This window comes from Pseudomonas sp. Fl4BN1 (assembly GCF_009908285.1).
Classification (GTDB): Bacteria; Pseudomonadota; Gammaproteobacteria; order Pseudomonadales; family Pseudomonadaceae; genus Aquipseudomonas.
Map to the genome: position 1 here is coordinate 17,020 of NZ_JAAARM010000050.1, position 19,674 is coordinate 36,693.

Sequence of the window (19,674 nt, forward strand, 5' to 3'; positions counted from 1 at the left end):
CGCCAGGGGCATCCGGCACCGTTCGCCCATTGAACCTCCGTGCTTGGATGCCATGCCTCATATCCTGATTGTCGAAGACGAAGCGGCGATTGCCGACACCCTGATTTTTGCCCTGCAGGGCGAAGGTTTCACCACCACCTGGCTGAGCCTGGGTCGCGCGGCCCTGGAACATCAGCGGGCGACCCCGGCGGACCTGATCATCCTCGATATCGGCCTGCCGGATATCAGCGGTTTCGAAACCTGCAAGCAACTGCGGCGCTTCAGCGAGGTGCCGGTGATGTTCCTCAGCGCCCGGGACGGCGAGATCGACCGGGTGGTGGGCCTGGAGATCGGCGCCGACGATTACGTGGTCAAGCCTTTCAGTCCCCGGGAAGTGGCGGCGCGGGTCAAGGCGATCCTCAAGCGCATGACTCCGCGAGCGGCTCCCGAGGTGGCGCCGGTGCTGTTCGTCATCGACCCGGAGCGGGTGCAAATCAGCTACCGCAGCCAGCCCCTGAGCCTGACCCGGCATGAGTTCCGCCTGCTGCAATGCCTGTTGGAACAGCCCGAACGGGTCTTCAGCCGTGAGCAGTTGCTGGACGCATTGGGGGTGGTGGCGGACGTCGGCTACGAGCGCAATATCGACAGCCATGTGAAAAGCCTGCGGGCCAAGCTGCGGCTGGTCGCGGCCCAGGCCGAGCCGATCCAGACCCACCGGGGTCTGGGCTACAGCTACAGCCCGAGTCACGCCTGATGACCCTGGGCATCCGTATCTTCCTGGTGTATCTGCTGTTCATCGGCCTGACCGGCTATTTTGTGCTCAACACGGTGATGCAGGAGATCCGCCCGGGAGTGCGCCAGTCCACCGAAGAGACCCTGGTGGACACCGCCAACCTGCTGGCGGAGATCCTGCGGGATGATTTCAAGGCCGGCACCTTGAACGAGAACCGCTGGCCGCAGTTGTTGCGCGCCTATGGTGAGCGCAAGCCCGCGGCGAGTATCTGGGGCCTGCCGAAAAATCAGGTCAACCACCGTATCTACGTGACCGACGCCAAGGGCATCGTGGTCCTGGACTCCAGCGGCCTGGCGGTGGGCCAGGACTACTCGCGCTGGAACGATGTCTACCTGACCCTGCGTGGGCAATACGGCGCGCGCTCGTCGCGGTCGCTGGCCGATGATCCCAACTCCTCGGTGATGCACGTCGGAGCACCGATCCGTGATAACGGCGAGATCATCGGCGTGGTCACCGTGGCCAAGCCCAACAGCTCGCTGCAACCCTACGTCGACCGCACCGAGCGGCGCCTACTGTGGTACGGCGCGGGGCTGATCGCCATGGGCTTGCTGTTTGGCGCCTTGCTGTCCTGGTGGCTGAGCGCTGCGCTGCGGCGGATGACGGCTTACGCGTTGGCGGTGAGCGAAGGTCGTCGGGCCGAGCTGCCGCACTATCGCGGCGGAGAACTGGCGCAATTGGCCAGCGCGGTGGAGCACATGCGGACCCAGTTGGCAGGCAAGGCCTATGTCGAACGCTACGTGCACACCCTGACCCACGAGTTGAAGAGCCCTCTGGCGGCGATTCGCGGCGCGGCGGAACTGCTGCAAAGCGAGATGCCAGCGGAGCAGCGCCAGCGCTTCGTCGGCAATATCGACAGTGAAAGTGCGCGCATGCAGCAGTTGATCGAACGCCTGCTGAACCTGGCGCAAGTCGAGCAGCGCCAGGGGCTGGAAGAGCGGGTAAGCGTGCCGCTGGCGCCGTTGCTCAAGGAGCTGCTGGACAGCCAGCACGGGCGCATCGAGGGTAAACAATTGCAGCTGGAGCAACAGGTGCCGGCTGACCTGACGTGGTCCGGAGAGCCGTTTCTATTGCGCCAGGCATTGGGCAACCTGCTGACCAATGCCCTGGACTTCAGCCCGCCCCAGGGCTTGTTGCGTTGCACTGCGCGGCGTGTGGAAGAGGGCGTGGAGTTTGTCCTGTTCAACCAGGGCGAGCCGATTCCGGACTATGCCCTGCCACGCCTGTGCGAGCGTTTTTACTCACTGCCGCGTCCGGACAGTGGGCGCAAGAGTACCGGCCTGGGGCTGAATTTCGTTGAAGAGGTGGTGCAGCTGCATGGCGGCCACATGCACATCGAGAATGTCCCCGGCGGCGTACAAGTCACTTTGCGCCTGCCCTGACGGGCAGGGGGATTCTCCACAGAGTCTCCACACTGCCCCCATAAAACCCCCACGCCCGCGTCCCAGACTCTCCCTCATTCGAACAGGGAGAGCTTCATGAACCGCAATCTGACCTTCAAACTCGGGGCCATCGGCCTGCTGATCCTGCTGTTGCTGATACCGCTGTTGATGATCAGTGGCCTGATCAGCGAGCGTCAGCGCCTGCGTGACGGCGTGCTCGACGACATTGCTCGCAGCTCCAGCACCCAGCAGCAGATCAGCGGACCGGTGATGGTGGTGGACTACCGCAAGACCGTGCGCACCTGGAAGACCGACGAGAAAACCCAGAAGCGCTACCAGGAAACCCACGAGAAGCAGGGCCGGCTGTTCTTCCTGCCGGAGCACTTCGAGCTGCAAGGCAAGGCCCAGACCGAGCTGCGGGCGCGGGGCATCTACGAGGCGCGGCTGTTCCATGCCGACAACCACGTCAGTGGCTACTTCGCCGTACCTGAACAATACGGAATCAAGGAAGACTTCAGCGATTACCAGTTCGAGCAGCCGTTCCTGGCGGTGGGCATCAGCGATATCCGCGGGATTGAAAACGCCCTGCAACTGCAGCTCAACGGCCAGAGCCTGGACTTTGCCCCGGGAACCTTTGTCAGTTGGCTGGATGAAGGCGTGCACGTGGTCCTGCCACCGTTGGACCTGAAAAAGGCGACCCGCCTGGACTTCGCCTTCGACCTGCGCCTGCAGGGCACGGGACAGTTGGAAGTACTGCCGGTGGGCAAGACCAGCAAAGTGCTGCTGACGGCCAACTGGCCGCACCCGAGCTTTATCGGCAACTACCTGCCGGTACAACGGGAAGTGACCGAACAGGGCTTCTCGGCGCTTTGGCAGACTTCATTCTTCTCCACCAACCTGCAGCAGGCCCTTGAGCGTTGCGTGGTGAGCGAGCAATGCCATGACTTCAATGGCCGCAGCTTTGGCGTGAGCTTCATCGACCCGGTGGACCAATACCTGAAAGGCGATCGGGCGATCAAATATGCACTGTTGTTCATCGGCCTGACCTTTGCCGGCTTCTTCTTGTTCGAGGTGCTCAAGAGTTTGTCGGTGCACCCGATCCAGTACGGTCTGGTGGGGGTGGCCCTGGCGTTCTTCTACCTGTTGCTGCTGTCGTTGTCCGAGCACCTGGGGTTCGCGCTGGCGTATGCCTTGTCGGCGGCGGCCTGTGTAGGACTGATTGGTTTCTACGTCAGCTACGTGCTGCACAGCTGGCGCAACGGTGCGGCCTTTGCTGCAGGGCTGGCGGCGTTGTATGGCCTGCTTTATGGCCTGCTGAGTGCCGAGGACTATGCATTGCTGATGGGTTCGTTGCTGTTGTTCGGCCTGTTGGGTGTGTTCATGGTGCTGACCCGCAAGCTGGACTGGTATGGCATTGGCTTGCGCAAGGAGCCGAAGCCCTTGCAATTCGATCTGGAGGTGGCCGGTGAGTAGGTCGTTGGGATTGCGTGAGGATCAGCGCCTGGGGGAGACCCTGGCGCTGAGGATTGGCGGGTTGTTTCCGGTTGATCCGTGGGGGGCGCTTCGCCAGCAGGCGCAACGCCGTCCGTCCGGCTCCTGCAGGAGCGGGGCGAAGAGGCCGGACCGCCTGACCGATTAAGCCGGTGGCCGGGTCTCGAGCATTGAGGTTCGCTGGCTGACCTCGGCGTACCAGCCGGCAAGCTTGGGCTGGTCCTGGCGCCAGTCCAGCTGCGGGTGACGGAAATCCAGGTAACCCAGGGCGCAGGCGACGCTGATGGCGGCCACGTCGAAGTGGCTGGCCAACTCGGCAATCGCCTCGGCCTCAAGCACTGCCAGGGCGCGCCGGATCTTGTCGCGCTGGCCGTCGAGCCACTGCTCCCAGTGTTTCTCCGGGGCGCGCAGGGCCAGTTCGTAGCGGATCAGCACCGAGGCATCCATGATGCCGTCAGCCAGCGCTGCCAGGGTCAGGCGCCGCCAGCGGGCCGGGCCTTCACGAGGAATCAGTGGGTTGCCGACATGCTGCTGGTCCAGGTAGTCGAGAATCACCCGGCTGTCGTACAGCACCTGGCCGTCGTCCAGGCGCAGGGCGGGGATCTTGCCCAGGGGGTTGTCCTGGTTCAGTGCGGCGTCCGGGCTGACCGGGGTCAATTGGCAGGCTTGCAGGGCCACACGGTTCAGTTGTCCGGTTTCATGCAGCAGCACCATGACTTTGCGTACGTAAGGTGATGCCGGGTTGTGGAACAGCGTCATGCTTGGGGTGGACATGAATATTCCTCGCGGGTGGAAGTCTCGCAGCCCGGGGATCTTAGCGCAGCCTGTGGCATTGGCCACAGGGGCGACTGGCAGTACAGACAAGGAGCAATGAGTGCGCAGGTCCTATCTTCTACACGGGTTGTACAGCCTGGCCCTGACCCTGTTGGGCGCGCTGGCGGTGTATCTGGCCCTGCAATACGAATTCCGCCGCAAGGGCGAGGGTGAACCGGAGCTGATCATGGCGTTCGCCTACATGGCCTGGTACTGGGCCCTGCCGGCGCTGGCCCTGCCAGGCCTGGTGTGCGCCCTGCTGTGCCTGCGCGGTCCCGATCCGGTGACCCAACTGTGGCGCTGGAGCCTGGCGGCCAGCTATGTACCGCTGCTGGGGCTGGCCTTGTTCAGCGTGCTGGTGGCCATCGAGGCGTTCCAGGAAAACCGTGTGTTCATTCCGGTGATGCTGGTCGGCCTCGGGCTCTCGATGTACCTGTGGCGTGGTTTCCCGGCGCCGGGTTCAGGCCGCAGGCTTGCGCCGCAACAGGCCGCGCAGGGCGATCAGCGTCGGTAGGCCCAGGCCGAGCCAGCTCAGGCTGTCCCAGGCGCCATCCCCCAGCAGCGCCGCGAACAACCCGGCGGCGCTCAACAGGCCGATGCCCAGGGGCGCGGCGAAGACCTTCCAGAAGTTCGACTGCCGGGGCTTCATGGGCGCGCCTCCTGAATCGGCCTGGCGGTCCGCCTGCGAACTGTCCACAGGTACAGGCCGCTGCCCAGGACGATGATGGTCAACACATCCATTGCTGCCCACAGCACCTTCATCGGCATGCCGCCGTAGTCGCCGAAATGCAGCGGCTGGGCCATGCCCATGGCGTCCATGTACCAGGGCCGCCCGCCGACGGCGGTGACTTGCAGGCTGCTGGCGTCGATCAGCACTGGGGTCAGCAGGTGCGAGGTCAAGTGGCTGCCGCCCTTGAGGAACACCGCGTAGTGGTGCTCGCTGGAGAAGCGTGTGCCGGGGAAGGCGATGAAGTCCGGCTGCATGCCTGGAGCGGCTTCCCGGGCGATATCCAGCAATCGGCTGGCCGGGGCCAGCGAGGCCAGTGGTGGTGCATCGCGATAGGGCGCGACCATGGCGCTGAGGCTGTCGTTGCGCCAGGCGGCGATGATCAGGTCGGCGCAGGCGCTGATCACCCCGGTCACGCCGACCACCAGCGCCCAGGTCAGGGTCACCACGCCGATCAGGTTGTGCAGGTCGAGCCAGCGCAGGCGGCTGGATTTGTCCTGGCGCACCGTGGCGAACTTCAGTCGGCGCATGAACGGCAGGTAGAGCACCGTGCCGGAGATGATCGCCAGCACGAAGAGAATGCCCATGAAGGCCAGCAGCAGCTTGCCCGGCAGCTCGGCAAACATATCCACATGCAGGCGCAGCATGACCATCATCAGCCCGCCATTGGCCGAGGGCATGGCTACGGGCTCGCCGGTGCGGGCGTCGAGCATGAAGGTGTGGGAGGAGTTGGGCTCGGTGCCGGCGGTCTTGGCCATGATGGTCATCACGCCATTGGGCTCGTCGTCGTCCCAGCCGAAGTACTGCATCACCTCGCCCGGGCGGTGAGCCTCGGCGGCCTTGACCAGCTGTTGCAGGTCCAGGTGCGGGGTGTCGGCGGGCATCTCCCGCAGCTCGGGGGAGTCCCCCAGCAGGTGGTCGATCTCGTGGTGGAAGATCAGCGGCAGGCCGGTGAGCGCCAGTAGCAGTAGAAACACCGTGCAGATCAGGCTGGTCCAGGTGTGGATAAAGGACCAGCGGCGGATTGTCTTGCTTTTCATCGAGGCTCCAACAGGCAAAAGGGCCGCGGTTCAGGCGGCCCTTAGGTGAGGGTTTTCCCTTCTTAGAATTTGTAATTCACGCTGGCCATGACATTGCGGCGGTCGCCGTAGTAGCAATAGGTACCGTCGCAGGTCGACATGTATTCCTTGTCGAACACGTTGTTGGCGTTGAGGGCCACACTGGCGCCCTTGAGCGAATTGTCCAGGCGGCCGAGGTCGTAGTGCACCGCGGCGTCATAGACGGTGTAGGACGCGGTGTCGCCGTCGGACTTGCGGGCGACATAGGCCAGGTTGCCTGCCGGGACGTTGTTGGTCTCGCCGATGTAGCGGGCACCGAAGCCTACGCCGAAGCCGTCCAGCAGCCCGTTGTGCCAGGTGTAGTCGGCCCAGATCGAAGCCTGGTTTTCCGGGGTCAGAGGCAGCGGACGGTTCTTGTCCTGAGGGTCGCCGACCTTGGTCATCTTGCTGTTGGCATAGGTATAGGCGGCCGTCAGCTTGAGGTTCTCATTGACGTTGCCCACCGCTTCCAGCTCGAAGCCACGGACCTTGGCTTCGCCCAGGGGCCGGCTGACGCCCAGGCTGTCGGTGAGGACGATGTTCTGTCGGGTCAGGTCGTATACCGCGGCAGTGAACAGCATGTCGCTGCCTGGAGGCTGGTACTTGAGGCCCAGTTCGTACTGCTTGCCGGTGCTGGGTTCGAAGGCCTGGCCCTTGGCGTTGCCGCCGGGTTCGGCCTGGAAGGACTCGGCGTAGGAGATGTAAGGGGTGAAGCCCGAATCGAAGACGTAGCTGAGGGCCGCATTGCCGGTGAAGGCCTGGTCGTTGCGCTCATCCTGGGGCTTGTTGGCGATGTTGTAGAACCTGGAGTCGGTGTGCAGCCAGTCCTGGCGTCCGCCCAGGGTCAGGCGCCAGTTGTCCAGGGCCATCTGGTCCTGGACGTAGAGCCCGGTGCCCTGGCGTTTCTGGTTGTAGTCGTTGTACGCGAAGTAGGCGACCTTGCTGAAGTCCTGGCCGTAGATCGGGTTGATGATGTTGCTGGTGGGCGCTTCACCGTACAGCCACTTGTAGTTGGTGTTGACGCGCTGGTAGTCCAGGCCCAGCAACAGGGTGTGCTTGAGCTCGCCGGTGTTGAAGTCGGCCTGGAAGTTGTTGTCCACGGCGAACTGGCTGATGTCCTCGTCGACGATGTTGGCGCCACGGCGCACAGTGCCGTCGGCACTCACCGCCTGGTCGGGCTTGTTGGGCCAGTAGCTGCCGCCGGCGGTGATGCCCTGGAACGACAGGTCGCTCTTGGTGTAGCGCAGGTTCTGGCGGAACTGCCAGACGTCGTCCAGGCGGTGCTCGAAGGCATAACCCAGTGCGTAGTAGGTCTTGTCGTAGTATTCCCAGCTCGGATCGCCGAGGTTCTTGTGGTACTTGATCTCGCCCGCCGGGCTCGCCAGCTTGGTGCCCTGCAACGGCAGGAACTGGCTGGTGATGCCGGTATCGTCGCGGTTGAACTGGCTGAGGAAGGTCAGCTTGGTGTCTTCGTCGATGTTCCAGGTCAGGCTGGGAGCCAGGTTGTAACGCTTGTCCTGGTTGTGCTCGATGGCGGTGTTGCTGTCGCGGACCACGCCGCTGACGCGGTACAGGAAGCGCCCTTGGTCATCGATGGGGCCGGTGCTGTCGAAGCTGATCTGCTTGCGCTGGTAGCTGCCGATCTGCAGTTGCACTTCGTGGCTGCTGCTGTCTTCCGGACGGCGGCTGACCATGTCCAGCAAGCCCCCGGGTGGGGTCTGGCCGTAGACCGAAGAAGCCGGGCCGCGGAGCAGGGCCACGCGCTCCAGGTCCCAGGTTTCCAGCTTGGGCATGGTGTAGGTGCCCTTTGGCAGGGGCAGGCCATCGAGGAACTGGGTGGGCTCGAAGCCCCGGACCTTCAGCCATTCGGCGCGGCTGTCGCTGCCGTAGCTGCTGGCGGTGACGCCGGGCATGTAGCGTACGGCATCGTCGAGGTTCTGCACCGCACGGTCGCTCATCTGCTCACGGGTCGCGACCGAGATGGAGCGGGGCACTTCACGCAGTTCGGTATCGGTCTTGGTGCCGACGGCAGTGCGCTTGGCCATGTAGCCCTCGACCGGTCCCCAGGCCGTTTCATAGCTGCCCTGGCCGGTGATACTGGTTTCCGGCAGGGCCACTACGCCTTCAGGTGCCGCCACCAGACTGTAGGTGCCGGCGCTGCTGTGCTCCAGTTGCAGGCCGGTGCCGCGCAGTGCTTCACGCAGGGCGCCCGGGGCGTCGAACTGGCCTTTGACGGGAGCCGAGGTTTTACCGGTCGCCAGGGAAGGGGGCAGGCTCAGGGCCAGGCCGGCTTGGCTGGCAATCTGGTTCAGGGTGCTGGCCAGGGGCGCGGCCGGCAGGTTGTAGGCGCGCACGCTGGAGGCCTGTTCGGCAGCCATCAGCGCCGGGCTGGCCAAGGGGGCGCTGAAGGCGATGGCAACGGCCAGCAGGCTGGGGCGCAACAGGGTGTCTAGCGGGCGGGACATACGGCGGCTCCTGAATGGAAATGTTTCGCAATTGCCTAGGTGCCGGACGAGATTGGAAAAGTGATAGGGCGGATTGAAAATAATTTAGATTTAGATTGATTGAGGGCGATTCGCTGGCAAGCCAGCTCCTACCGGGCCGGTGTAGGAGCCAGCTTGCTGGCGAAGGCTGCGACACCGACCTCAGGGTTTGGCGTCGGCCTTGGCCACCACGGTTACCCACCAAGGGGTGTGCCGCTCGATCTTCACTGGCAGGGTTGGCAGCAGGGCATTCAGTGCCAGGTCGGTGTCCTGTAGCGGGAAGCTGCCGGTGATGCGCAGGTCCGCCACTTCCGGGGCGACGCCGAGGTGGCCGCGGCGATAGCGGCCCAACTCGTCGATCAGGTCTGCGAGGCGGGCGTTGTCCACCACCAGCATGCCCCGGGTCCAGGCATCGGCCCCCAGGTTCAGGGCCTGCAGCGGACCCAGGCCGTCGCGGCGCATCAGGACTTGCTGGCCTTCCTTGAACACCTGCTCGTCCTGGCCGGCTTGCGCGCGTGCGGCCACCGCAGATTGCAGCACGCTCAGGCGGGTGCCTTGTGCTTCGCGCTTGACCAGGAACCGCGTGCCCAGGGCGCGCATCCGCCCATCACGGGTTTCGACGATGAATGGGCGGCTATCGTTGTGCCCGGTCTCGATGAGGATCTCGCCTTCCTGGAGCACGATCCGTCGTTGCTTCTCATCGAAGTGCACGTCCAGGGCACTGTGGGTATTGAGGTTGATCAGGGTGCCATCGGATAGACGCAAGGTGCGCTGCTCGCCGGTGGCGGTGCGCTGGTCGGCCAGCCAGTAGTCCACGGGCAGGTAACGCTGCCCAGCAAACAACGCCAGCCCGACTACCAGCACCACGCTGGCGACGCCGCGTCCGAAGCTGCGCATGCGCCGCCGCAGGCCTTCCCGGGACTGCAGCAAGGCACTGCGGGCCGGGCCCGACGCCACGCTGAAGCGCTGATCGAGCATGCCCAGCTGGCGCCAGGCGCGGGCGTGTTCTTCATGGGCGGCATGCCATTTGGCGAACTCTTCGCGCTCTACTGCACTGGCGCCACCGTCCAGGGACAACTGCCAGGCAATGGCGGCATCCAGCACCTGGGCGGACACCGGTTTGGAACTGATGGGGGTCATGCCGGCTCCCCGTACAGGGCGATGTAGCACTGGCGGATGCCCTGGGCCAGGTACTGGCGTACCCGGGGCACCGAGACCCCGAGGCGCTCGGCGATCTCGGCGTGGCTCAAGCCATCGAGACGGTTATAGAGGAAGGCCGCCCGGGCCTTGCTCGAGAGTTTGCCCAGCAGGCGGTCGATGGCCTTGAGGTCCTCGAGGATCATCTGCTGTTCTTCCGGCGACGGTTGCTCGTCTTCCGGGATCAGCATCAGCTCAGTGAGGTAGGCCTGTTCCAGCGCGGCGCGGCGAAAATAGTCGAACAGCAGGCCCTTGGCGATGGCCACCAGAAAGGCCCGCGGCTCCCGGGGGGCCTTGAGCTCTTCGCGGCCCAGCAGGCGTACGAAGGTGTCCTGGCTCAGGTCCTCGGCCCGTTGTGCACAGGCAACGTTGCGCCGCAGCCAGGCCAATAGCCAACTGCGATGGTCGCGATACAACGCACCAACCAGCTCATTGTGAGGGCTTTGGACTGAGGACAACGGGACTCACCAATCGAGAAGTTTAAACTAACGAGAATTATTCGCGATTGTGGCAGAGGCGAAACAGTGGCGCAATTGACGCTGGTCGGCTGCCGACCGGTTGCAATGAGGGAGCAAGCTCCCTCATCGAGGATCAGAACGAGGGCGCTTGCTGGCGGCGCTTCCATTGACTGAGGCGTTGCTGCAGGTTCAAGGGGCTGTGAATCTGCTGCTGGCGCGCGCGGTTGAACAGGATCAGCGCCAACTCCGCGGTGGCCATGGCATCGGCGGCCGCGTTGTGCCGCTCCACCACCTGCAGCTTGAACCACTGGACCCAATCATCCAGCCCGGCTTCACGAATCAGTGCCTGAGGGCACAGCAAAGGCGCCATGTCAGCGACATCGAGGAAGCTGTGTTGCAGGCGATAGCCCAGGCTGTCCTTCAACGCCCGGCCGAGCATGTGCTGGTCGAACGGGGCATGAAAGGCCAGCAGCGGGCTGTCGCCGACAAACTCCATGAAGTCCAGCAGCGCCTCCACTGGATCGCATCCCGCGGCGATGGCGCTGGGGCCCAGGCCATGGATCAGTACGCTGGGGCTGAGTTTGTGTCCCTCGCGCTGCAGGGTGCGCTCGAACTGTTGGCTGAAGTCGATGGCGCCGTCCTCGATCACCACCGCGCCGATGGACAACACCTGGTCGCGGTTGAGGTTGAGGCCGGTGGTTTCCACGTCCACCACCACCCAGCGCTGCTCGCGCAGGCTGCTTTCATTGAGTTCGGTGAAGGCCGGCAGGCGATCGCGACGCTGTTGCTGCTCGGCGCTCAGTACGCTGACCGCAGGGCGGAACCAGGCAAACAGGCTCATAGCTGGTACCGCAATGCCAGGCTGCTTTGCAGGCGCTGGGCCTGGCGCAGGGATTCACGCAGGATGCGCCGGTCCAGGTGGTTGAGGCTGTCCGGGTCGACCCGGTTGGAATAGGGCTGGTTCTCGCGGGTCTGGCGCTGGTGCTGCTGCATGCGGGTCTGCTGGATGAAGTGATAGGCCTCTTCATAAGCCGCGCCGTCCAGGGGCTCGATCACTTGTTTGGACACCAGTTGGCGCAGGCGCTCCAGGGTATTGATCGCGCCGATGCCGTTGGCCAGGGCCAGCAGCCGGGCGCCGTCGACGAAGGGGGTGAGGCCCTGGACCTTGAGGTCGAGGGTGGCCTTTTCGCCATTCTTCCTGGCCAGCACGAACTCGCGAAAACGCCCCACGGGCGGGCGCTGGCGCAGGGCGTTTTCCGCCATCATGCGTTGGAACAGACGGTTGTCCGCCACCTGGTCGAGGATGCCCCGGCGCAGCTGTTCGGCGCTCTGTTCATCGCCCCAGACCACCCGCAGGTCGAAATAGATGCTCGAACCCAGCAGGTTCTCCGGGGTCGCCTCGCGGATGAAGGCGGCAAAGCGCCGGGCCCACTCGGCACGGGACAGGCACAGCTCGGGGTTGCCGGCCATGATGTTGCCCTTGCACAGGGTGAAGCCGCACTGGGCCAGGCTCTGGTTGATCTGTTGGGCGATGGGCAGCAGCTGGCCGCGGATCTGCGCTGCTTGGGCCGCGTCCTGGGCCTCGAACAGGATGCCGTTGTCCTGGTCGGTGTGCAGGGTCTGTTCGCGCCGGCCTTCGCTGCCGAAACACAGCCAGCTGAAGGGCACGCCCGGGTCGCCCTTGTCGGCCAGGGTCAGTTCGATCACCCGGCACACCGTGTGATCGTTGAGCAGGGTGATGATGTGGGTGATCTGGGTCGACGACGCGCCGTGGGCCAGCATGCGTTCCACCAACTGGCCGATCTCGCCCCGCAGCGCCACCAGGTGTTCGACCCGGGGCGCGTTACGGATGGTCCGCGCCAAGTGCACCAGGTCGACCCGCTGCAGGGAAAACAGGTCGCGCTCGGAGACCACGCCGCACAGGCGTTGTTCTTTCACCAGGCAGACGTGGGCGATGTGCCGCTCGGTCATGGCGATGGCTGCATCGAAGGCGCTGTGGTCCGGGCTGAGGAAGAACGGCGTCTGGGTCATGTGCCGTTCGATGGGCTGGTTGAGGTCCTGGCTGCCGTCGGCCACTACCTGGCGCAGGTCGCGCAAGGTAAAGATGCCCAGGGGCGCTTTGTGTTCGTCCACCACCACGATGCTGCCCACTTGTTGTTCGTGCATCAGCGACACGGCTTCGCGCAGGGGCGTCTGCGGGCTGCAGGCCACCGGATGGCGCATGGCCAGATCGCCAAGGCGAGTGTTCAGCGAGTATTGGGTGCCGAGGGTTTCCACGGCCTTTTGCTTGACCTGTTGATTGACCTGGTCCAGCAGGCTGCTGACCCCACGCAGGGCGAAGTCGCGAAACTCCGCGGACAGGGCGAACAGCTTGATGAAGGCACTCTTGTTCAGTTGCAGGCAGAAGGTGTCTTCGGCGGCACGATGCTCGGTGCGTGTCGCCCGTTCGCCTAGCAGTGCGGCCAGCGGGAAGCATTCGCCGCTGGTGATTTCGAAGGTGGTTTCGGTGCCGCCCTTGGCGGCGTGGGTACGTTCGCCGACCACACGACCTTGCTTGACGATGTAGAAGTGCTCAACCGGGCCGTCGGTGGGCTTGATGATGCTGTCGCCGGGGCCATAGAAACGCAGCTGGCATTGTTCCACGAGGTAGGCCAGATGGGTGTTCTCCATCTGGTTGAAGGGCGGGAACCGCTGTAGGAACTGCACCGTCCCTTGAATGTTCTGCAACACCGCGGTCTTCCCGGCCTGGGTGAAGGCGTCCGTTTTACTCATAACGATTACCGCAGTCTTTTTGGATTTGTTGTGGTCGGATCACGGTCATGGTCGGCCCCCGTGCCGAGGGTGCCCATTGGACGTAAGTCTAGGTTCAGCCCGCAGACCGCCTGAGCGTTGATCATGCTGCGCGCTGGGTGCCTTCGGCGCTGCGCCGCAACAGGCTCGTGCGCGGGTACAACCTCTGACATTTGGCTTTGAGCCGTCGGTAATCAATGCGAAAAAGCTCTGATCAAGACTCTTGGAAAATTTTCCGACGAAGTGCACATTGAAGGCCTGCTTAGCGATGTCTGACCACTGTGCTAGGGGATTGATCTGTTCATGTAGAGAAATGTATGTCCGACCACGATATTTTGAGTGACGCCGAGCGCGAGGCGCTGAGTGCGATCATGCTGGAGCCGGATCTGCCGTCGCTGCGCGTATTGATCGCCGATGACGACAAGGATGCACGGGAACTGTTGGCGGAAATTCTTGGTCTGGACGGCATCCGTTGCCTCACGGCCGCCAGCGGCAAGGCGGCGCTTGAATTGCTCGAATCGAACCAATCCATTGGCTTGTTGATCACCGATCTGCGCATGGCCCCCTGCAGTGGTCTGGACCTGATCCGCCAGGTGCGTGAATCGGAGCGGGCGGAGCTGCCGATCATCATCATTTCCGGCGATGCCGATGTGCGTGATGCAATCGCTGCGATGCACCTGAACGTGGTGGACTTTCTGCTCAAGCCCATCGACACCAGCAAGCTCCTGGCCTTGGTCAAGCACGAACTGGGCGTGGTCCTGTAGGCGTCGGTTCAGCGCCCATAAAAAAGCCCCGGTCGCAGGACCGGGGCTTTTTCATTGCGCTTGCAGCGGGTTCTTAGAGGCCGTTCTTGGCCTTGAACTCGCGACGGCGACGGTGCAGGACCGGCTCGGTGTAGCCGTTGGGCTGCTTGGTGCCTTCGATCACCAACTCCAGCGCCGCCTGGAAGGCGATGTTGCTGTCGAAGTTCGGTGCCAGCGGACGGTACAGCGCGTCGCCGGCGTTCTGCCGGTCAACCACCGGAGCCATGCGCTTGAGGCTTTCCAGCACCTGCTCCTGGGTGACCACACCGTGACGCAGCCAGTTGGCGATGTGCTGGCTGGAGATGCGCAGGGTTGCACGGTCTTCCATCAGGCCGACATCGTTGATGTCCGGCACCTTCGAACAGCCCACGCCCTGGTCGATCCAGCGCACCACGTAACCGAGAATGCCCTGGGCGTTGTTGTCCAGTTCGTTCTTGATCTGCTCGGCCGACCAGTTGGTATCGCTGGCCAGGGGGATGGTCAGGATGTCGTCCACCGAAGCTCGGGTGCGCTTGGCCAGTTCGGCCTGACGGGCGAACACGTCGACCTTGTGGTAGTGCAGCGCGTGCAGCGCAGCAGCGGTCGGCGACGGCACCCAGGCGGTGTTGGCACCGGCCAGCGGGTGGGCGATCTTCTGTTCGAGCATGGCAGCCATCAGGTCCGGCATGGCCCACATGCCCTTGCCGATCTGCGCACGACCTTGCAGGCCGGTGGACAGGCCGATGTCGACGTTCCAGTTTTCGTAGGCACCGATCCATTTCTCGGCCTTCATATCGGCCTTGCGCACCATGGCGCCGGCTTCCATGGAGGTATGGATCTCGTCGCCGGTACGGTCGAGGAAGCCGGTGTTGATGAACACCACGCGCTCGCTGGCCGCCTTGATGCAGGCCTTTAGGTTGACCGTGGTGCGGCGCTCCTCGTCCATGATCCCGACTTTCAGGGTGTTGCGCGGCAGGTTCAGCACCTCTTCGATGCGACCGAACAGCTCGTTGGTGAACGCGGCTTCTTCAGGGCCGTGCATCTTCGGCTTGACGATGTAGACCGAGCCGGTGCGGCTGTTCTTGCGCGAGCTGCTGCCGTTGAGGTTATGGATTGCCGCGAGGCTGGTGATCAGGCCGTCGAGGATGCCTTCCGGCACTTCGTTGCCATGCTTGTCGAGGATCGCGTCGATGGTCATCAGGTGGCCGACGTTACGCACGAACAGCAGCGAGCGGCCATGCAGCTTCACTGTCGAACCGTCGACGCCGGTGTACTCGCGGTCGGCGTTCATGGTGCGGGTGAAGGACTTGCCGCCCTTGGCCACTTCTTCCGCCAGGTCGCCCTTCATCAGGCCGAGCCAGTTGCGGTAGATCACCACTTTGTCATCGGCGTCGACGGCGGCGACCGAGTCTTCGCAGTCCATGATGGTGGTCAGGGCCGCTTCCATCAGCAGGTCCTTGACCCCGGCGGCGTCGGTCTGGCCGACCGGGCTTGCGGCGTCGATCTGGATTTCGAAGTGCAGGCCGTTGTGCTTGAGCAGGATCGCGGTAGGTGCTGCAGCTTCGCCTTGATAGCCGATCAGCTGGGCGTCGTTGCGCAGGCCACTGTTGCTGCCGCCCTTGAGGCCCACTACCAGCTTGCCGCCGACAATCTTGTAGCTCACGGAATCGACGTGGGAGCCGGCAGTCAGCGGCACGGATTCATCGAGGAAGGCGCGGGCGAAGGCGATGACCTTGTCGCCGCGGACCTTGTTGTAGCCTTTGCCCTTTTCCGCGCCATCGGCTTCGCTGATCGCGTCGGTGCCGTACAGCGCGTCGTACAGCGAGCCCCAGCGGGCGTTCGAGGCGTTGAGGGCAAAGCGCGCATTCATCACCGGCACCACCAACTGCGGGCCGGCCATGCGGGCGATTTCTTCATCGACGTTTTGCGTCGTGGCCTGGAAATCCGCCGCTTCTGGCAGCAGGTAGCCGATGTCTTGCAAGAAGGCTTTATAAGCCACGGCGTCATGCGCCTGGCCGGCACGAGACTGGTGCCAGGCATCGATCCGCGCCTGGAAATCATCGCGTTTGGCGAGTAGGGCCTGGTTCTTCGGCGCCAGGTCATGGATAACCTTGTCGGCACCGGCCCAGAACGCGTCGGCGGTGAGGCCGGTACCGGGAATGGCTTCGTTGTTCACGAAGTCGAACAGGACTCTGGCGACCTGCAGGCCACCGACTTGAACGTGTTCAGTCATTGCTTGCCTCACTCTGCTCAGCTATTTCGCTTTTCAGCTCTTCAAATTAACAATGAAGCCGGCGGCCATTTAAAGCACAACCCTGCTCGCCAGTACATGCCATTGCTGGCGGCTGGGTCCTTCCAATCAACGGCAGAGCCTTGCTGATGGGCGGTCGCGGGGGTTGTGATCAAGCCTTGGCAGACATCGTTCCAACGTTATGTAGTGCGCGCTGCGGCATACTACATGATGAATTGCGCTTGTGAAAATTAGACTAAATACGTCGTTCCGCGACTCAAGAAAGCCGTGCGGTCACGCTGGGGAGCGCGGTGTTCTCAAAAAGCCGGTGGATTGTTCCATATAAATACAAAAAGTTGTACACGATTTGTGTTTTGCCCTTTCGGCCTGCTGCTTCATCCAACCTATGGCAGGAATCGGCTTGCCGGCGAAGCTGGCCGGGAGATAGCGGTAGCAGGCCTTGGATTGAGATCGCGGTGTGGCCTTCGCTGGCAAGCCAGCGCCTACAACCTGTTGCTATGAGCTGGTTTCGTTTGGGGCAAGGCGCGGGGAGTGAGGCTGCCTATAATTGATCTTTCACCCACAAAAAGAGGGCTGCGCCATGGATCATCTCGTTCTCACGGTATTTGCCCCGGACAAGGCCGGCCAGGTCGAACGCATTGCCCAATGCATTGCCGAGCACGGCGGCAACTGGCTGGAAAGTCGCCTGTCGCGCATGGCGGGGCAGTTCGCCGGGATCTTGCGGGTCGGGGTTCCGGCCGAGGCCTACGATGAACTGGTAGATGCCTTGCAGGGCCTGTCGGCCCAAGGCATTCGGGTGCTGATCGCGGAAAGTGGCATCGAGCAGTCCTGTACCTGGAAACCCATTGCCATGGAACTGGTGGGCAATGACCGTCCGGGAATTGTCCGAGACATCACCCGTTTGTTGGCGGAGCAGGGCGTCAACCTCGAACGGTTGGTCACCGAAGTGCGGCCGGCCCCCATGAGCAGTGAGCCGCTGTTCCATGCCGAGGCGATTCTGGCGGTGCCTTTGACCTTGTCCCTGGAAGTGCTGCAGTCGCGCCTGGAAACCCTGGCGGATGATTTGATGGTGGAGTTGGTGCTGCGCAGCGAGGCTTGAAATCCACTCTGCGGGTTATCCCAGTAAACCGTGCATGCACCTGTGGATAACCTGTAGAGACTCGCCGCTGGCCCAACCCCGCCGTGGCTTTGCGCTGCGTGATCAAAAAATCAGCAGTTTCAAGGGCTTGTGCACAAACGACGGGGATCAGCTTGTGGATAACCTTGGGAAGAACCGTTGCAGGCCACGGTGCATATGGCCTGCAGGGATTTGTATGTTTATTGATCAGCGACGGCGCCGCAGGCTGAGCCAGGCATCGACGCTGTACACCGCAAGACCGCCCCAGATGAACATGAAGGCCAGCAGTGTGCTGGAGGACAGGTGCTCGCCAAACAACAGCACGGCCTGGAGTAACACCAGGGTCGGCGCCAGGTACTGGAGGAAGCCCAGGGTGGTGTAGGGCAGGTCCCGGGCGGCGGCGTTGAAGCACACCAGGGGGATCAGCGTGATGGGCCCCGCGGCCACTAGCCACCAGGCTTCGGAGGTGGTCCAGAACGCGGCATGGGCGCTGCTGGCATCCGGGTGCAGCAGCAGCCAGGCCAGGGCAATGGGCACCAGCATCCAGGTTTCCACTACCAATCCCGGCAACGCCTTGACCGGGGCCTGTTTGCGGATCAGGCCATAGAAGCCGAAGCTCAGCGCCAGCATCAGCGAGACCCAGGGCAGGCTGCCCACTTGCCAGACTTGCTGGGCCACGCCCACTGCCGCCAGGATCACCGCCAGCCACTGCAGCCGCCGCAGGCGCTCGCCGAGAATCAGCATGCCCAGCAGCACATTGACCAGTGGGTTGATGTAGTAGCCGAGGCTGGCCTCGAGCATGCGTCCGTTGTTCACCGACCAGACGTAGGTCAGCCAGTTGGCGGCAATCAAGCTGCCACTCAGGGCCAGGATGGCCAGGCGCTTGGGATTGTCCCGCAACTCGCGCCACCAGCCCGGGTGTTTCCAGACCATCAGCAACAGGGCGCCGAACAGCGCCGACCAGAGCACCCGATGGACGATGATTTCCACGGCGGGCACGCTGGCGATAGCTTTGAAGTAGAGCGGAAACAGGCCCCAGATGATGTAGGCGGTCAGGCCCAGAATGTAACCGCGACGCGGGTTGGCGGCTTGCATGCAGAGTCCTTGCTTAGGCAGCTAACAAAGACGCGATTGTAAGGACAATGGTCTAGGCCTGTCCTGACTTTTGCACCGCCGCAGCGTGTAGGCGCCGGTTTGCCAGCGAACGCATTCTGACGCATCGCGTGGCAGGTCAATCGCCGACAGCGGAGCGCCGCCCTGGCGCTCTTGCAAAGGGTTCAGAACAGCTTCAGGGGCTCTTCATTGAGGGCCGCCAGTTGTTCGCGCAAGGCCAGCACCTGATCGCCCCAGTAACGTTCGCTGCCAAACCAGGGGAAGCTATGGGGGAATGCCGGATCATCCCAGCGCCGTGCCAGCCAGGCGCTGTAGTGCATCAGGCGCAGGGCCCGCAGCGGTTCGATCAGCGCCAGTTCCCGTGGGTCGAAATCGTGGAACTCGCTGTAGCCGTCCATCAGTTCGGACAACTGGCTGAGGCATTCCTGGCGGTCGCCGGCCAGCATCATCCACAGGTCCTGCACCGCCGGGCCCATGCGGCAGTCGTCGAGGTCGACGATATGGAACATCTCGTCGCGGCACATCATGTTGCCGGGGTGGCAATCACCGTGCATGCGGATGTTCTGATGCGGCGTGGCCTGGTACACCTCTTCCACACGCTTGAGCAGGTCCCGGGCGACTGACTCGTAGGCCGGTAGCAGGCTCTTGGGAATGAAGTTGCCTTGCAGCAGGGTCGCCAGGGAGTCGTGGCCGAAGTTCTTCACGCCCAGGGCTTCGCGATGTTCGAAAGGGCGGGTGGCTCCCACGGCATGCAGGCGGCCGAGTAACTGTCCGAGGCGATACAACTGGTCCAGGTTGCCCGGTTCCGGAGCACGGCCACCGCGACGGGGAAACAATGCGAAGCGAAAGCCGGCATGTTCAAACAGGCTGGCACCGTCGTGAATGATCGGCGCCACTACGGGTACCTCGCACTCGGCGAGTTCGAAGGTGAAACGGTGTTCTTCGAGAATCGCGTCGTTGGTCCAGCGCTGTGGCCGGTAGAACTTGGCGATCAGCGGTTCGCCTTCGTCGATGCCCACTTGATAGACGCGATTTTCGTAGCTGTTGAGCGCCAATATTCGAGCGTCGCTGAGAAAACCGATGCTTTCAACGGCGTCGAGAACCAGGTCGGGGGTCAGTGTTTCAAACGGGTGCGACATGCTTACTCCTGCGCGCAGCAGGCTGCCGCGTCCGACCGGGAATGGTAACGCAGACGGGGGGGCAA

Annotated in this window: 17 protein-coding genes; 6 read left to right on the plus strand and 11 right to left on the minus strand. The window is 63.3% G+C overall.

Annotation, left to right across the window (positions count from 1 at the left end; all coding sequences use genetic code 11):
• Positions 1-52: 52 nt before the first annotated feature.
• From creB to creD, 3 genes are all read left to right on the plus strand, one after another.
• The gene (creB, locus tag GV818_RS31190) at positions 53-733 is read left to right on the plus strand and encodes a two-component system response regulator CreB (protein WP_161778458.1); all 681 of its coding nucleotides are present in this window, start codon (positions 53-55) and stop codon (positions 731-733) included.
• Positions 733-2,151 (plus strand): two-component system sensor histidine kinase CreC, encoded by a 1,419-nt coding sequence (gene creC, locus GV818_RS31195; RefSeq protein ID WP_161778459.1) that lies wholly within the window; start codon positions 733-735, stop codon positions 2,149-2,151. Before creB ends, creC begins: the two co-directional genes overlap by 1 nt.
• A 96-nt stretch (positions 2,152-2,247) precedes the next feature.
• Positions 2,248-3,624, plus strand: a complete 1,377-nt coding sequence (gene creD / locus GV818_RS31200; RefSeq protein ID WP_161758520.1) for a cell envelope integrity protein CreD — start codon at positions 2,248-2,250, stop codon at positions 3,622-3,624.
• A 162-nt stretch (positions 3,625-3,786) separates the two neighbouring features.
• Here the strand turns inward: creD and GV818_RS31205 are convergent, their stop codons facing one another.
• Entirely contained in the window at positions 3,787-4,416 is a 630-nt protein-coding gene (locus GV818_RS31205; protein ID WP_161758519.1) for a glutathione S-transferase N-terminal domain-containing protein, read from the minus strand.
• A gap of 100 nt (positions 4,417-4,516) precedes the next feature.
• Between GV818_RS31205 and GV818_RS31210 the strand changes: the two genes are divergently transcribed.
• The gene (locus GV818_RS31210; RefSeq protein WP_161758518.1) at positions 4,517-4,969 is read left to right on the plus strand and encodes a hypothetical protein; all 453 of its coding nucleotides are present in this window, start codon (positions 4,517-4,519) and stop codon (positions 4,967-4,969) included.
• On the opposite strand, the gene GV818_RS31215 is transcribed toward GV818_RS31210, so the two are convergent.
• The 7 genes from GV818_RS31215 to GV818_RS31245 all read right to left on the minus strand — a co-directional run bounded on the left by GV818_RS31215 (position 4,916) and on the right by GV818_RS31245 (position 13,189).
• The gene (locus GV818_RS31215) at positions 4,916-5,104 is read right to left on the minus strand and encodes a hypothetical protein (protein ID WP_161758517.1); all 189 of its coding nucleotides are present in this window, start codon (positions 5,102-5,104) and stop codon (positions 4,916-4,918) included. The two genes, GV818_RS31210 and GV818_RS31215, sit on opposite strands and share 54 nt — an antisense overlap.
• Positions 5,101-6,222, minus strand: coding sequence for a PepSY-associated TM helix domain-containing protein (locus tag GV818_RS31220; protein ID WP_161778460.1), 1,122 nt, complete (start codon positions 6,220-6,222; stop codon positions 5,101-5,103). The genes GV818_RS31215 and GV818_RS31220 overlap by 4 nt, the downstream gene beginning before the upstream one ends.
• 62 nt (positions 6,223-6,284) lie before the next feature.
• Positions 6,285-8,744, minus strand: a complete 2,460-nt coding sequence (locus GV818_RS31225) for a TonB-dependent siderophore receptor (protein ID WP_161778461.1) — start codon at positions 8,742-8,744, stop codon at positions 6,285-6,287.
• A gap of 180 nt (positions 8,745-8,924) precedes the next feature.
• The gene (locus tag GV818_RS31230; protein ID WP_161778462.1) at positions 8,925-9,902 is read right to left on the minus strand and encodes a FecR domain-containing protein; all 978 of its coding nucleotides are present in this window, start codon (positions 9,900-9,902) and stop codon (positions 8,925-8,927) included.
• Positions 9,899-10,417 carry an RNA polymerase sigma factor gene (locus GV818_RS31235; protein WP_161778463.1) on the minus strand — a complete coding sequence of 173 codons (519 nt, stop codon included), beginning with the start codon at positions 10,415-10,417 and terminating at the stop codon, positions 9,899-9,901. The genes GV818_RS31230 and GV818_RS31235 overlap by 4 nt, the downstream gene beginning before the upstream one ends.
• Before the next feature lie 133 nt (positions 10,418-10,550).
• Complete coding sequence (locus tag GV818_RS31240; RefSeq protein WP_161778464.1) at positions 10,551-11,258, minus strand: 3'-5' exonuclease; 708 nt, start codon at positions 11,256-11,258, stop codon at positions 10,551-10,553.
• Positions 11,255-13,189: a putative nucleotidyltransferase substrate binding domain-containing protein gene (locus GV818_RS31245; RefSeq protein ID WP_161778465.1), complete on the minus strand. Its 1,935-nt coding sequence runs from the start codon at positions 13,187-13,189 to the stop codon at positions 11,255-11,257. Before GV818_RS31245 ends, GV818_RS31240 begins: the two co-directional genes overlap by 4 nt.
• Positions 13,190-13,524: 335 nt before the next feature.
• Here GV818_RS31245 and GV818_RS31250 point away from each other — a divergent pair, with 335 nt between their 5' ends.
• A complete protein-coding gene (locus tag GV818_RS31250; RefSeq protein WP_161758511.1) occupies positions 13,525-13,971 on the plus strand; it encodes a response regulator in 447 nt (148 codons plus the stop codon).
• 73 nt (positions 13,972-14,044) lie between these two features.
• Here the strand turns inward: GV818_RS31250 and GV818_RS31255 are convergent, their stop codons facing one another.
• Complete coding sequence (locus GV818_RS31255; protein WP_161778466.1) at positions 14,045-16,222, minus strand: malate synthase G; 2,178 nt, start codon at positions 16,220-16,222, stop codon at positions 14,045-14,047.
• A 598-nt stretch (positions 16,223-16,820) separates the two neighbouring features.
• Between GV818_RS31255 and GV818_RS31260 the strand changes: the two genes are divergently transcribed.
• Complete coding sequence (locus tag GV818_RS31260) at positions 16,821-17,339, plus strand: glycine cleavage system protein R (protein ID WP_161758509.1); 519 nt, start codon at positions 16,821-16,823, stop codon at positions 17,337-17,339.
• Between the two features lie 225 nt (positions 17,340-17,564).
• Here the strand turns inward: GV818_RS31260 and rarD are convergent, their stop codons facing one another.
• The gene (gene rarD / locus GV818_RS31265; RefSeq protein WP_161778467.1) at positions 17,565-18,452 is read right to left on the minus strand and encodes an EamA family transporter RarD; all 888 of its coding nucleotides are present in this window, start codon (positions 18,450-18,452) and stop codon (positions 17,565-17,567) included.
• A gap of 182 nt (positions 18,453-18,634) precedes the next feature.
• Entirely contained in the window at positions 18,635-19,609 is a 975-nt protein-coding gene (locus GV818_RS31270) for a serine/threonine protein kinase (RefSeq protein ID WP_161758507.1), read from the minus strand.
• Positions 19,610-19,674 lie beyond the last annotated feature (65 nt).